We start from the raw sequence: 14,283 nt of genomic DNA, 5'->3' as shown, positions 1-14,283 counted from the left end.
CGACAGCCGGTTCAGCAGTGCCCGGAAAAGGGAGGGAGCGCGATGGCGCGCAACATCCAGTCGCTCGAACGGGCGGCCGCCATGCTGCGGCTGCTCGCGGGGGGCGAGCGGCGGCTCGGACTGTCCGAGGTGGCCTCCGCACTGGGCCTCGCCAAGGGCACCGCGCACGGCATCCTGCGCACCCTGCAGGCCGAGGGCTTCGTGGAGCAGGACCCGGCGTCCGGCCGCTACCAGCTGGGCGCCGAGCTGCTGCGCCTGGGCAACAGCTACCTGGACGTCCACGAGCTGCGGGCGCGCGCCCTGGTGTGGACGGACGACCTGGCGCGGTCCAGCGGCGAGAGCGTGTACGTGGGGGTGCTCCACCAGCAGGGCGTGCTGATCATGCACCACGTCTTCCGGCCCGACGACAGCCGCCAGGTGCTCGAAGTGGGCGCCATGCAGCCACTGCACTCCACGGCCCTGGGCAAGGTGCTCTCCGCGTACGACCCGGTGGCGCACACCGAGGCCGTGGACAACATGCACGAGGCGTTCACGGCGCACACGGTCACCGCGCCCGAGAGCTTCGAGGGACTGCTCGATGTCACCCGGGCGCGCGGCTGGGGCTCGGACATCGAGGAGACCTGGGAGGGCGTCGCCTCGGTGGCCGCCCCGATCCACGACCGGCGCCGGATGCCGGTCGGCGCGGTGGGCGTCACGGGCGCCGTCGAGCGGGTCTGCAAGGACGGCGAGGTGCGGCCCGAGCTGGTGGCCGCGGTACGCGACTGCGCCCGCGCGGTCTCGCGGGACCTGGGCGCCGGCCGGTTCTAGGGCGCGGCGCCGGGCGCTCCAGCCCGCGCACCGCAGGCAGAAGTCGGCCGGAGCGACCCGCGCCATACCAGTACATGATCTTGATCCTGCACCCGGGTCCATGTTTGGTGGTTCGTACCACCTGGTAACGATCAGGGATTCCAGTCACAGAAGTATTGACGTCCAGTTAACCCGGGGGCAAAACTGCCGTTCAGCGGTCGGCATTGTCGAACACCTACCGGCAATACGAGTTAGAGTGTGACAACGCCATGGGCCGGACAGCCCTCAGCCATTGAGGGCGCGGATCACCGGAGGGACCCGGTGCTCCGCTTGTTGGGATTTCCCCCTGGACGAAGGACAAAGGAGTCGCGGGTGTCCAGCCACGACATCTTCACCGGCGAGATCATTGGTACCGCCGTTCTCACCCTGCTGGGCGGTGGCGTGTGCGCCGCCGTCACGTTGAAGCGCTCGAAGGCGCGGAACGCCGGCTGGCTCGCGATCACCTTCGGGTGGGGCTTCGCCGTGCTGACCGCCGCCTACATCTCGGCCCCGCTCTCGGGCGCCCACCTCAACCCCGCGGTGACCCTGGGTCTCGCGATCGAGGGCGGCACCAAGTGGAGCGACGTCCCCGTGTACCTCGGCGGACAGATCCTCGGCGCCATGCTCGGCGCGGTCCTCGTGTGGCTCGCCTACTACGGCCAGTTCCACGCGCACCTCACCGACCCCGAGATCGTCGGCGACGCCAAGGCGGTCGAGGCCCGCGAGCGCGAGGCCGGCCCGGTGCTCGGCATCTTCTCGACCGGCCCGGAGATCCGCAACGTGGTCCAGAACGTGGTCACGGAAGTCATCGCCACCATCATTCTGGTGCTCGCGATCCTGACCCAGGGCCTCAACGGCGACGGCAAGGGTCTCGGCGTCATCGGTGTCCTGATCACCTCGCTCGTCGTGGTGGGCATCGGTCTCTCGATCGGCGGTCCGACCGGCTACGCCATCAACCCGGTCCGCGACCTCGGCCCGCGCATCGTGCACTCCCTGCTGCCCCTGCCCAACAAGGGCGGCTCGGACTGGAGCTACGCGTGGATCCCGGTCGTCGGCCCGCTGATCGGCGGCGCGATCGCCGGTGGCATCTACAACATCGCCTTCGCCTGAGACACGACGCGACCCCCTTCGGACCTACCGGGAGCACCCCATGAGCGACACGCACAGCACCGGCCCGTTCATCGCGGCCATCGACCAGGGCACCACCTCCAGCCGCTGCATCGTCTTCGACAAGGACGGCCGGATCGTCTCGGTCGACCAGAAGGAGCACGAGCAGATCTTCCCGAAGCCGGGCTGGGTGGAGCACGACGCCGCCGAGATCTGGACCAACGTCCAGGAAGTCGTGGCCGGCGCGATCGACAAGGCGGGCATCACCGCCGCCGACGTCAAGGCGATCGGCATCACCAACCAGCGTGAGACCACGCTGATGTGGGACAAGAACACCGGCGAGCCCGTGCACAACGCGCTGGTCTGGCAGGACACCCGCACCGACGCGCTCTGCAAGGAGCTCGGCCGCAACGTCGGCCAGGACCGCTTCCGCCGCGAGACCGGCCTGCCGCTCGCCTCGTACTTCGCGGGCCCGAAGGTGCGCTGGCTGCTCGACAACGTCGAGGGCCTGCGCGAGCGCGCCGAGCGCGGCGACATCCTCTTCGGCACCATGGACTCCTGGGTCATCTGGAACCTGACCGGCGGCACCGACGGCGGTGTCCACGTCACGGACGTCACCAACGCCTCGCGCACGCTGCTCATGAACCTGCACGACATGGCGTGGGACGAGAAGATCCTCGCGTCCATCGACATCCCGAAGGCCGTGCTGCCCGAGATCCGCTCGTCCGCCGAGGTCTACGGACACGCCAAGGGCGGCGTCCTGGACGGCGTCCCCGTCGCCTCCGCGCTCGGCGACCAGCAGGCGGCCCTGTTCGGCCAGACCTGCTTCTCCGAGGGCGAGGCCAAGTCGACCTACGGCACCGGCACCTTCATGCTGATGAACACCGGTGACAAGCCCGTCAACTCCTACAACGGCCTGCTGACGACCGTCGGCTACCAGATCGGCGACCAGAAGCCGGTCTACGCCCTCGAAGGCTCCATCGCCGTCACCGGCTCGCTCGTCCAGTGGATGCGCGACCAGATGGGCATGATCAAGACCGCCGCGGAGATCGAGACCCTGGCCTCCTCCGTCGAGGACAACGGCGGCGCCTACTTCGTGCCGGCCTTCTCCGGCCTGTTCGCCCCGTACTGGCGCTCCGACGCCCGCGGTGTGATCGCCGGCCTCACCCGGTACGTCACCAAGGCGCACATCGCGCGCGCCGTCCTTGAGGCCACCGCCTGGCAGACCCGCGAGATCACCGACGCTATGACGAAGGACTCGGGCGTCGAGCTGACCGCGCTGAAGGTCGACGGCGGCATGACCTCCAACAACCTGCTGATGCAGACCCTCTCGGACTTCCTGGACGCGCCGGTCGTGCGTCCGATGGTCGCCGAGACGACCTGCCTCGGCGCCGCCTACGCCGCCGGTCTGGCCGTCGGCTTCTGGCCGGACACCGACGCGCTGCGCGCCAACTGGCGCCGGGCGGCGGAATGGACCCCTCGCATGGACGCCGACAGGCGTGACAGCGAGTACAAGAACTGGCTCAAGGCCGTCGAGCGGACCATGGGCTGGATCGAGGACGAGGAGTAATCGACATGACCACCCTGCAGAGCGTCCCTGCCCTCGGGACGCACCCGGCCTCCGGCTCCCACCCGAGCCGCGCCGAGACTCGGGAGCAACTGTCCAAGGCGACGTACGACCTCCTGGTCATCGGCGGCGGCATCCTGGGCATCTCCACCGCCTGGCACGCCGCGCAGTCCGGTCTGCGGGTGGCCCTGGTGGACGCCGGTGACTTCGCCGGCGCCACCTCCTCCGCCTCCTCCAAGCTGCTCCACGGCGGTCTGCGCTACCTGCAGACCGGCGCGGTGAAGCTGGTCGCGGAGAACCACTTCGAGCGGCGTGCGGTGTCCCGTCAGGTGGCCCCGCACCTCGCCAACCCGCTCACGTTCTACCTGCCCGTGTACAAGGGCGGCCCGCACGGCGCCGCCAAGCTGGGTGCCGGCGTCTTCGCCTACTCGGCCCTTTCCGCCTTCGGCGACGGCGTCGGCCACCTGCTCTCCCCCGCGAAGGCCGCGGCGGACGTGCCGGAGCTGCGTACGGACAACCTGAAGGCCGTGGCCGTCTACGGCGACGACCAGATGAACGACGCCCGCATGGCCCTGATGACGGTGCGCGCCGCCGTCGAGGCCGGCGCGGTCGTCCTCAACCACGCCGAGGTCACCGGCCTGCGCTTCACCAAGGGCCGGGTCACCGGCGCCGACCTCAAGGACCGCATGGACGGCGAGGAGTTCGGCGTCAATGCCCGCCTCGTCCTGAACGCGACCGGCCCCTGGGTCGACCACCTGCGCAAGATGGAGGACCCGAACTCGGCTCCCTCCATACGCCTGTCGAAGGGCGCGCACCTGGTCCTCAAGCGCACCGCGCCCTGGAAGGCCGCGCTCGCGACCCCGATCGACAAGTACCGCATCACGTTCGCCCTGCCCTGGGAGGACATGCTCCTGCTCGGCACCACCGACGAGGAGTTCGAGGGCGACCCGGCGGACGTCCGCGTCACCGAGGCGGACACCGCGCAGATCCTCGACGAGGCCGCGTTCTCGATCCGCGACCAGCAGCTGTCGCGCGATCTGATCACGTACTCCTTCGCCGGTCTGCGGGTGCTGCCCGGCGGTCCCGGCGACACCTCCAAGGCCAAGCGCGAGACGGTCGTCACCGAGGGCCGCGGCGGCATGCTGTCCGTGGCCGGCGGCAAGTGGACGACCTTCCGCCACATCGGCCGTACGGTGATGAAGAAGCTGGAGCAGCTGCCGGGCCACCCGCTCGGCGACGACTTCGAGCCCATCTCCGAGCTCCCCGGCAAGATGCCGCTGCCCGGCATCGCCAACCCACGCGCCGTCGCCCACCGCCTGATGGTGGACGGCCCGGCGCCCGGCCCGCGCATGGCGGCCGACACCGCCAAGCACCTGGCCACGCACTACGGTTCGCTGTCCTTCGACATCGCGCGCCTGGCCAACGACGACGCGGCCCTCGCCGAGCGCATCCACCCGGACGCGCCGGAGATCTGGGCGCAGGTCGTCTACGCCCGCGACCACGAGTGGGCCGAGACCGCGGACGACGTGCTGCGCCGCCGCACGACCCTGACGATCCGGGGTCTGGCCACGGACGAGATCCGCGACAAGGTCGACGTCCTGCTGCAGAAGAAGAACTGACGCCACGTCGGCCGACGGTCGAAGGGGCGGCTCCTTTGCGGGAGCCGCCCCTTCGGCGTTCCCCGGCGCGCATAATGGGGGCCGATACATCGGATGTATGGAGGTCGCCCATGGCTGTCACCGACGAGGCCATCGAGAAGATCAAGGAAATGATCGTCTCCGGTGCGCTGCGGCCGGGCGACCGGCTCCCCAAGGAGAGCGAACTGGCAGCGGAGCTCGGCCTGTCCCGCAACTCCCTGCGCGAGGCGGTGCGGGCGCTGTCCCTGATCCGCATCCTGGACGTCCGCCAGGGCGACGGCACCTACGTCACCAGCCTGGACCCGCAGCTGCTGCTCGAGGCGATGAGCTTCGTCGTCGACTTCCACCGCGACGACACGGTCCTGGAGTTCCTCGCGGTGCGCCGCATTCTGGAGCCGGCCGCCACGGCGATGGCGGTGTCGCGGATCAGCGATGCCGAACTCGACGCGCTGTCGGCCCAGTTGGACGCGCTGGGCGCCGCGCCCTCCGTGGAGGAGCTGGTGGCCTCCGACCTCGAATTCCATCGCGGGATCGTGGCGGGGTCGGGGAACTCGGTGCTGTGCTCGCTCCTCGACGGGCTGTCCGGGCCCACGACCCGGGCCCGTATCTGGCGGGGGCTCACCCAGGAGGATGCGGTGAGCCGGACGTTGCACGAGCACCGGGCGATTCTCTCGGCCCTGCGCGATCGGGACACGGAGGCGGCCCGGTCCTGGGCGACTGTGCACATCGCCAGCGTGGAGCAGTGGCTGAGGTCAACCCTGTAGGTCTCCCCTGCCCGCCCCTTCCCGCTGTGACATTCTGCGGCGGGGCCGCGTGGCCTGCGGGGGTGCGGGTCGGCTGAGGCCGGGTCTCCGGGTGCGCTGCCCCCGGGCCCCGAAGGGCTCGGGGCACCCAGCACCGCCGGCCCCGCCTCAGTGCTTCCTCGGCTCCTCCGCGTTGCGCCAGATCTTGAGGTCCAGGGTGATGTACTTGCTCGGGTCGTTCGTGCCGGACTTGCCGCGGTACGTCGCCACCGCGATGTGGCCCGCGTCGCTGAGCACGCAGATCTCCGACCCGTCCGTGAGCTGGTCGAGGCCGATCTTGTCGGTGTAACGGGTTTCGGCGCGGCAGGTCTCCAGCGAACCCTTCTCCGAGTTGTTCAGGACGACCAGCTTGCCGTTGTCGGTGCCGATCTTCGTGTCCCCGAAGAGGGTGTCCATGTAGAAGTAGAGATCTCCGTGGTTGTACGACACGCCGGCGCTGCCGCCGGTGCCGGGGCGCGGCGGGTTGTCGGCCAGCATCAGCTGGTAGTTGGCCGTCAGGTTGATGCCCTGGTACGAGGCCGGGGTGGGGTCGGCGGGCTTCTGGTTCTTGCCGCTCGACCCGCCGCTCGTGGTGCCGGCACTGGCGGCCCTGCTTCCACCGGCGGAACCGGAGCTGCCCTTGGCCTTGTTGTCGGAGCCCTTCGGCAGCAGGGAGACGATGACCACGATGCCGATCAGCGCCGCGACGACGGACCCCGCGACGATCAGCCCCGTCCGCTTGCGCTTGGGCGCGGCGGGCGGGTAGCCGGGGTGGTGGGCGGGCGCCGGAGTGGGGTAGCCGGGTCCGTACCCGGGCGGAGGCGTCTGGTAGCCGGGGTGGGGCTGGTAGGCCGGCTGAGTCTGGTAGCCCGGCGGAGGTGTCTGGTAGCCGGGCGGAGGCGTCTGATAGCCGGGCGGAGGCGTCTGATAACCGGGCGGCACCGGGCCCGGGGCGGCCGGAGCGTTCGGTGCGTGCATCGGAGCGGCGGGGGCGCTCTGCGTCGGGGCGGCGGCCACGCCCACACCGGTCGGGACGTACGGGTTCGCGCCCTGCGTCGGGGGCTGCGCGGAGACCGCGGTCGGCGTCGGGGCCACAGCGGGCTGCGGCGGCGGGGTCTTCGCCGGTTCGGGCAGTTGGAGGCGCTCGGTGATGGAACCGGCGACCGCCTGGGGCAGCCAGTCCTCGCCCTGGCGGAGCGGGGCGGGCGAGAGGTCGTGGCACATCTGGATGACCTCGGTCAGGCTCGGACGGTCCGCGGGGTCGCGGCTGAGGCACCGCGTCACCAGGGGCCGCAGCTCTGCCGGCAGCGCGCTGAGGTCGGGGTCCTCGTGCACGATGCGGTACAGCACGGCGTGCGAGGAACCCTCGCCGTAAGCGGGCGCGCCGATCGCCGCGTAGGCCACGATCTGGCCGAGGGCGAAGATGTCGGTGTGCGGGGTGACCGTACCCGCGGCGGCCTGCTCGGGTGCCATGAACGCGGGCGTGCCGACGCTGACCCCGTGGCCGGTCAGCGAAGTGGCGTCCGCCGCACGGGCGATACCGAAGTCGATCACACGGGGACCGTCGGCGGCGAGGAGTACGTTCGCGGGCTTCAGGTCACGGTGGACGATGCCCGCGCCGTGGATGACGTGCAGCGCCTCCGCGACGCCGACGGCGAGCAGCAGCACGCTGCGCAGCGGCAGCCGCCCGTGCTGGGACACGGCGTCCGCGAGGGAGGGGCCGGGGACGTAGGCCGTCGCCAGCCAGGGCTGGGTGCCCTCGGTGTCGAAGTCGATGACGGGCGCGGTGTAGAGGCCCTGCACCCGCTGGGCCGCCTTCACTTCCTGCTGGAAGCGGCGCCGGAACTCGGGGTCCTCGCTGAACTCGGGGCGGATCACCTTGAGCGCGATGGGGCGTCCGCCGGGGGTGTAGGAGAGGTACACCTTGCCCATGCCGCCCGCACCCAGCACGGCGGTCAGACGGTAACCGCCCACCGTGGACGGGTCGTCCGGCCCAAGCGGCTGGAAAAGGCCGGTGGAAGGTGCGCTCATGAAAATCCGTCCCCTGTTGCGGCGGTGGGCCCGCCGATGCCCCAAACCCAACCGCGAGAGGGTATCCGACTTCCTGCCCCGCCCCAATGCGCAGTTCCCCGCGCCCCTCACACCCCCTTTCGGCCGCGGACCGTGCGTAGTTGCTCGCGCCCACGCGGCGGAGCCGCACAATGTCACAGCCCCGCGCCCCGGGCAGGATCGAAGAGGCAGGGCTAGTCCTGTTTTTCGCCGCTTGCGAAGCGGCTGATCACCAGCGCCACGATGATGATCGCTCCGTTCAGGAACTGGTTCCACAGGGCGGGGACGCCGCCCAGCGTCATCACGTTCACCACCAGTTGGAGCGTGAGCACACCCGTCAGCGCACCGAAGAGCGTGCCCCGCCCGCCCTTCAGGGAGATCCCCCCGATCACCGCCGCCGCGAACACCTGGAAGATCCACCCGTTCCCCTGGTTCGCCGCGACCGAACCGTAGTGCCCCGTATACAGAATCCCCGCGAACGCGGCCAGCAGACCGCCCACCGCCAGCACGATCCACGTCACCCGGTCCACCCGGATCCCCGCCGCCCGCGCCGCCTCCGCGTTCCCGCCGATCGCGTACAGCGCCCGCCCGTGCCGCAGCCACGCAAGGGCCGCCCCGCCGATCGCGAAGAGCGCGAGGCAGATCCAGACCGCGGCGGGCACGCCGAGCCAGTCCGTCATGCCGAGGTAGCGGAAGGACGGCGGCATGTCGATGATCGAGCGCCCGCCCGTGATGCCGACGTGCAGACCCCGCAGCATCGTCAGCATCCCGAGCGTCGCGATGAACCCGTTGACGTTCAGCTTCAGCATCAGGAAGCCGTTGAACGCGCCGATCGCCAGGCCGACCAGGAGGCACACCGGGATCGCCGTCCAGCCGGGCAGCAGGCCGACGCCCGTGAAGCGGCCGGCCGGCGCCGAGGACGGCAGGACCAGCCACATCGCGATGACCGGCGCGATGCCGATCGTCGACTCCAGGGACAGGTCCATCCGCCCGCAGATCAGGATCAGGGCCTGGCCGAGCACCAGCAGGCTCAGCTCGGAGGACTGCTGGATGACGCTGATCAGGTTGCCCGAGGTGAGGAACACCGGCGAGACGATGAAGCCGATGACCATCAGGACGAGGATCACGGGCACGAGGGAGAAGTCGCTCCAGCGGATGTGGGCCAGACGCCCGAGCGGGCTCGCATCCCGTACGCCCGCCGGTGCCTCGGTCGCCGTATCGGTCATGACCGCTCCCCCGTCCTCTCGACACCTTCCACGTCCCGCACACCTTCCATCGCCGCGACCAACTCCCGGTCGGTCCACCCGCTGCCGTATTCCGCGACGACCCGCCCGTGGAACAGCACGAGCACCCGGTCGCAGACCCTGAGGTCGTCGAGTTCGTCGGAGACGATCACCGCGGCGCTGCCCTCGTCGGCCACCCGCCGCACCACACCGAGGAGCGCGTCCTTGGATTTCACGTCCACGCCCGCCGTGGGGCGTACCGCCACCAGGACCACCGGTGTGCGGGCGAGCGCACGGGCCACCACGACCTTCTGCTGGTTGCCGCCCGAAAGGCCCGACACCGGCTGCTCGGGACCCCGCGTCCTGATGTCGAGCGAGCCGATCATCGAGAGCGCGAACTCCCTTGTTCTGGAAGGGAGTACGGTCCCCCAGGGCCCGAGCCGGTCGGTCACCGTGAGCGTCGCGTTCTCGGCGACCGAGCGGTCCGGGACGAGGCCCTGGCGGTGCCGGTCCTCCGGGATGTAGCCGATGCCCGCGTCGAGCGCGTGCGGCACGCTGCCCGGTTTCACCGCTCTGCCCTGTACGGTGACCCGGCCCGCGCCGGCCCGGCGCATCCCGGCCAGGGTCTCGCCGAGCGCGGTGTTCCCGCTGGCCGCGGCCCCGGCGACCCCGAGCACCTCGCCGGGGTGCACCGCCAGGTCGAGCGCCTCGAACTCCCCGTCCAGCGCGAGCCCTTCGGCCCGCAGGGCCGGTTCCGACGACGTCCGGGCGGGACCCGAGGCCGCACGCCAGGAGGTCCCGGCCGCGCCTGCCCGCTCCCCCGTCATCGCCGCGACCAGCTCGTCCTTGGGCAGGTCGGCGACGGAGGACGTGAGGACCCGGCGGGCGTCGCGGTAGACGGTGACCGCGGTGCACAGGTCGTACACCTCCTGGAGGTGGTGCGAGATGAACAGGAACGCCACGCCCTGCGCCTGGAGTTCGCGGAGCTTGGTGAACAGGCGCTGGATGCCGCGTGCGTCGAGCTGGGCGGTCGGTTCGTCCAGGACGATCAGGCGGGCGCCGAACGACAGGGCGCGGGCGATCTCGACGAACTGCCGCTGTTCCACCGGGAGTTGACCGGCGCGGGCATCCGGATCGACGTTCACCCCGTACTCGGCGAGGAGGTCACGGGCGCGGCGGCGCAGCCGGCTCCAGCGGATGCGTTCCCCCTCGAAGCGGTTCAGGAACAGGTTCTCGGCGACGGTCAGGTCCGGGACGACCATGGACTTCTGGTAGACGCAGGCGACCTTGGACTGCCAGCCGGCGCGGTCGCCGAAGGCCGGTGCGGGCGCGCCGCCGAACGTGACGGCTCCCGCGTCCGGCCGGTGAAGGCCCGTGACCACCCCGACCAGGGTGGACTTCCCGGCGCCGTTGCGGCCGACCAGGGCGTGCGATTCACCGGGCCGCACGGTCAGGCCGACGCCGTCGAGGGCGAGCGTGGGCCCGAAGCGTTTGACGATGCCGTGCGCGTGCAGAGCGGGTTCGGACCCCATGCCCCGCCCTTGTGCTGCTTCGGGTGCCGCGGCCGGCCCGTCCGGTCCGTGTGCCATGGCTAGCTCGTCTTCTGTAGCTGGTTCGCCCACAGCGAGGCGTCGTTCACGTTGTCCTTGGTGACCAGGGGTGCCGGCAGCTGGTCCTCGTAGCCGTTGTCGATCTTGATGATGTTCGAGCCGTGGTCGGTCGGGCCGACCTTGAACGTCTTGCCGTCCAGGGCCGCCTTCGCGTAGTACAGCGCGTACTTGGCGTAGAGGTCGGCGGGCTGCGAGACGGTCGCGTCGATCTTTCCGGCCTTGATCGCGTCGAACTCCTCGGGGATGCCGTCGTTGGAGACGATCGCGATGTGACCGGCGGCGCCCGGCGGCAGGAGCCGGCCCTTCTGCTGGAGCAGGGCGAGGGTCGGCTGGAGGAAGACCCCGCCGGCCTGCATGTAGATGCCGTTCAGACCGGGGTGGGCGGCGAGCGTGGACTGGAGCTTGGCGGAGGCGACGTCGCCCTTCCAGTCGGTGGCCAGCTCGTAGACCTTGATGCCGGGGTAGCTCTTGTCCATGCAGGACTTGAACGCCTCGGAGCGGTCCCGCCCGTTGATGGAGCTCAGGTCGCCCTGGAATTCGGCGACTTCTCCCTTGCCCTTGAGCCGCTCCCCCAGGTACTTGCAGGCCTTCTCGCCGTACGCCTTGTTGTCGGCGCGTACGACCATGTAGACATCGCCCTTGTCGGGGCGGGTGTCGACGCTGATGACCGGGATCTTGCGCTGGTTCAGGCTCTGGAGGGTGGAGGCGATCGCGCCGGTGTCCTGCGGGGCCATGACGACCGCCTTGGCACCCTGGTCGGTGAAGGCGGTGACGTCGGCGACCAGCTTGCCCACGTCGTTCTGGGAGTTGGTGAGGGGCAGCGCGGAGACCTCGCCGGACTTGACGCCCTTCTCGATGTACTGCTGGTAGGAGTTCCAGAAGTCGCTGTCGCTGCGCGGCAGGTCGATGCCGACCTTCTTCGATCCGGTACCGCCGCCGGACTCGCGGTTGCAGCCGGTGAGCAACGCGACCGCGACAAGTGCGGTGCAGGCGGCGGCAGTTGTCGTACGCACTCTCATGGTCCCGTCCTTGGTGGAGTTGCGGCTCAGGTACTCGGTCGCAGGCGCAGGCCCTGCATGCCGCCGTCCACGGCGAGGGCCGTGCCGGTGACGGCGGCCGCCGCCGGGCTTGCGAGGTAGGCGATCGCGGCGGCGACCTCGGCAGCCGAGACGAGGCGCCCCATCGGCTGGCGGGCCCGCAGAGCGGCGCGTTCGGCCTCCGGGTCGTCCGCCCGGTCGAGCAGCCGGGCGACCCAGGGGGTGTCGGCAGTGCCGGGGTTGACGCAGTTGACCCGCACCCCCTCGCGCACATGGTCGGCGGCCATCGCGAGGGTGAGGGAGAGGACGGCGCCCTTGGCCGCGCTGTACAGGGCGCGCTGCGGCAGGCCGGCGGTGGCGGCGATGGAACAGGTCTGGGTGAGGGACGCGCGGCCGGGCCGCTCCCCGGCCGCGCGTCGCAGATGGGGCAGCGCGTGCCGGGCGACCCTGACCATGCCGAGGACGTTCACGTCGAGGACGCGGTGCCATTCGGCGTCGTCGTTGTCCTCGACGGTGCCGACGGCGCCGACGCCCGCGTTGGAGACGACGGTGTGCAGGGCGCCGAATTCGCCCACGGCCCGGGCGACCGCGTCCCGTACGCCCGCGTCGTCGGTGACGTCGGCCTCCAGGGCGAGGGTGCCGGGTGGGGCGCCCTTCACGTCCCGGTCGAGTACGGCGACGCGGGCGCCGCGCTCCATGAGGAGCTCGGCGACGGCGGCGCCGATGCCCGAGGCGCCGCCCGTGACGAGGGCCGCCATGCCCTCGAAGTCCCTTGCACTGCTCATGAGGTGACCTCCTGGGCCGGTCGGCGGGCCAGCCACTGCGGCCCGTCCGGGTAGCGGTAGGCGGCGAGGGTGGCGGGGTGCATACGGGCGGAGAAGCCCGGGGCGGTCGGGGCGCGGTAGTGGCCGGCCTCGACGACGGCGGGCGCCGCGAAGTGCTCGTGCAGGTGGTCGACGTACTCGATGACCCGGTCCTCGCGGCTGCCGGAGACGGCGACGAAGTCGAACATGGCGAGGTGCTGGACGAGTTCGCACAGGCCGACCCCGCCCGCGTGCGGGCAGACCGGCACGCCGTACTTGGCGGCGAGCAGCAGGATCGCCAGGTTCTCGTTCACCCCGGCCACCCGGGCCGCGTCGATCTGCACGAAGTCGACGGCGCCCGCCTGGAGGAGCTGTTTGAACACGACCCGGTTGGCGACGTGTTCGCCGGTGGCGACCTTCACCGGCTGCCCGGCCCGCACGGCGGCGTGGCCGAGGATGTCGTCGGGGCTGGTCGGCTCCTCGATCCAGTGCGGCTCGTACGGGGCGAGCGCGGCCATCCAGCGGATGGCTTCGCAGACGTCCCAGCGCTGGTTGGCATCCACGGCGATGCGGATGCCGGGGCCCACGGCGGCGCGGGCCAGGCTCAGTCTGCGGACGTCGTCGTCGAGGTCGGCGCCGACCTTCAGCTTGATCTGGACGAAGCCGTCGGCGACGGCCTCCTTGGCGAGGCGGACCAGCTTGGCGTCGTCGTAGCCGAGCCAGCCGGGCGAGGTGGTGTACGCGGGGTAGCCCTCTTCACGAAGGAGCCGGGCCCGCTCTGTGCGGCCGGGTTCGGCGGCACGCAGGATGGCGAGCGCCTCGTCCCTGGTCAGTACGTCCGTGAGATAGCGGAAGTCGACGAGCGAGACCAGGTCCTCGGGCGACATCGAGGCGAGAAACTCCCACACGGGCAGGCCCGCCGTGGTGGCCGCCAGGTCCCATGCGGCGTTGACGACGGCGCCCGCCGCCATGTGCATGACCCCCTTCTCCGGCCCCAGCCAGCGGAGTTGGGAGTCGTGGGTGAGGTCGTGGTGCAGGACGGCGAGGTCGGCCGCGGAAGTCGGAGCCGGGCGGCCGACGACGTAGGGCCGCAGCGCCTCGATGGCGGCGGCGGTCACCTCGTTGCCTCGGCCGATGGTGAAGACGAAGCCGTGGCCCTCGTGGCCGCCGTCGGTGCGCAGCACCACATAGGCGGCCGAGTAGTCGGGGTCCGGATTCATGGCGTCCGAGCCGTCGAGCCGTTCCGAGGTGGGAAAGCGGATGTCGTGTACCTCGAACCCCGTGACGCTCGGCCTCATGCACGCCCCCTGGATGAACACGTGGATCTGCCCATGGCACTACCCGCGGCACTACCCGTGGATCTTCGCCGCAATGAACCGATGAATCACTGAACGAACGTCCGCAGGAACCTTTACGGGAACATCCGTGTGGACATCGGATCTCTTCCGGTCATCCGATGTATATCCTCGCCCGAGCGCCAGCGTCCAGGGTGCTGCAGGAACTTACGGCCCACAGCTCGGATGAATCGGCATCCGAGTGTGCTGTTGCCCCGCCAGGGACCCCTTCATTCCTCCGTCACTCCCGGCGCCGGAGGGCCGTGCACGGGGGCTGCGGCTGGGTAGGTCTGAAGCCGTAAGGTTGGG

General features: G+C 70.8%; 11 protein-coding genes. 5 read left to right on the top strand and 6 right to left on the bottom strand.

The features are described 5' to 3' along the window. Positions 1–42: 42 nt before the first annotated feature. The 5 genes from IE206_RS11870 to IE206_RS11850 all read left to right on the top strand — a co-directional run bounded on the left by IE206_RS11870 (position 43) and on the right by IE206_RS11850 (position 5,900). Positions 43–807, top strand: coding sequence for an IclR family transcriptional regulator (locus IE206_RS11870; protein WP_189962076.1), 765 nt, complete (start codon positions 43–45; stop codon positions 805–807). A 351-nt stretch (positions 808–1,158) separates the two neighbouring features. After that, complete coding sequence (locus IE206_RS11865; RefSeq protein ID WP_189962075.1) at positions 1,159–1,935, top strand: MIP/aquaporin family protein; 777 nt, start codon at positions 1,159–1,161, stop codon at positions 1,933–1,935. Between the two features lie 40 nt (positions 1,936–1,975). After that, positions 1,976–3,502: a glycerol kinase GlpK gene (glpK, locus tag IE206_RS11860; RefSeq protein ID WP_189962074.1), complete on the top strand. Its 1,527-nt coding sequence runs from the start codon at positions 1,976–1,978 to the stop codon at positions 3,500–3,502. Positions 3,503–3,507: 5 nt separating this feature from the next. After that, complete coding sequence (locus IE206_RS11855; RefSeq protein WP_053723490.1) at positions 3,508–5,118, top strand: glycerol-3-phosphate dehydrogenase/oxidase; 1,611 nt, start codon at positions 3,508–3,510, stop codon at positions 5,116–5,118. A gap of 110 nt (positions 5,119–5,228) precedes the next feature. Next, positions 5,229–5,900 carry a FadR/GntR family transcriptional regulator gene (locus IE206_RS11850; RefSeq protein ID WP_189962073.1) on the top strand — a complete coding sequence of 224 codons (672 nt, stop codon included), beginning with the start codon at positions 5,229–5,231 and terminating at the stop codon, positions 5,898–5,900. A gap of 147 nt (positions 5,901–6,047) precedes the next feature. Here the strand turns inward: IE206_RS11850 and IE206_RS11845 are convergent, their stop codons facing one another. The 6 genes from IE206_RS11845 to IE206_RS11820 form a co-directional block, all read right to left on the bottom strand. After that, a complete protein-coding gene (locus IE206_RS11845; protein ID WP_189962072.1) occupies positions 6,048–7,949 on the bottom strand; it encodes a serine/threonine protein kinase in 1,902 nt (633 codons plus the stop codon). 212 nt (positions 7,950–8,161) lie between these two features. After that, a complete protein-coding gene (locus tag IE206_RS11840) occupies positions 8,162–9,193 on the bottom strand; it encodes an ABC transporter permease (protein WP_189962071.1) in 1,032 nt (343 codons plus the stop codon). Then, positions 9,190–10,722: a sugar ABC transporter ATP-binding protein gene (locus IE206_RS11835; RefSeq protein WP_189962070.1), complete on the bottom strand. Its 1,533-nt coding sequence runs from the start codon at positions 10,720–10,722 to the stop codon at positions 9,190–9,192. Before IE206_RS11835 ends, IE206_RS11840 begins: the two co-directional genes overlap by 4 nt. A gap of 59 nt (positions 10,723–10,781) precedes the next feature. Next, the gene (locus tag IE206_RS11830; protein WP_189962069.1) at positions 10,782–11,819 is read right to left on the bottom strand and encodes a sugar ABC transporter substrate-binding protein; all 1,038 of its coding nucleotides are present in this window, start codon (positions 11,817–11,819) and stop codon (positions 10,782–10,784) included. A 26-nt stretch (positions 11,820–11,845) separates the two neighbouring features. Next, positions 11,846–12,622, bottom strand: coding sequence for an SDR family NAD(P)-dependent oxidoreductase (locus IE206_RS11825; RefSeq protein ID WP_189962068.1), 777 nt, complete (start codon positions 12,620–12,622; stop codon positions 11,846–11,848). After that, positions 12,619–13,938, bottom strand: a complete 1,320-nt coding sequence (locus tag IE206_RS11820; RefSeq protein WP_189962067.1) for an enolase C-terminal domain-like protein — start codon at positions 13,936–13,938, stop codon at positions 12,619–12,621. The genes IE206_RS11825 and IE206_RS11820 overlap by 4 nt, the downstream gene beginning before the upstream one ends. Positions 13,939–14,283 lie beyond the last annotated feature (345 nt).

Origin of the sequence: Streptomyces violascens, from assembly GCF_014649955.1 — a bacterium.
In the GTDB taxonomy this organism is placed as follows: Bacteria; Actinomycetota; Actinomycetes; order Streptomycetales; family Streptomycetaceae; genus Streptomyces; species Streptomyces violascens.
Note: the sequence above shows the minus strand (reverse complement) of the source record. Positions and strands in the feature narration are given on the sequence as shown.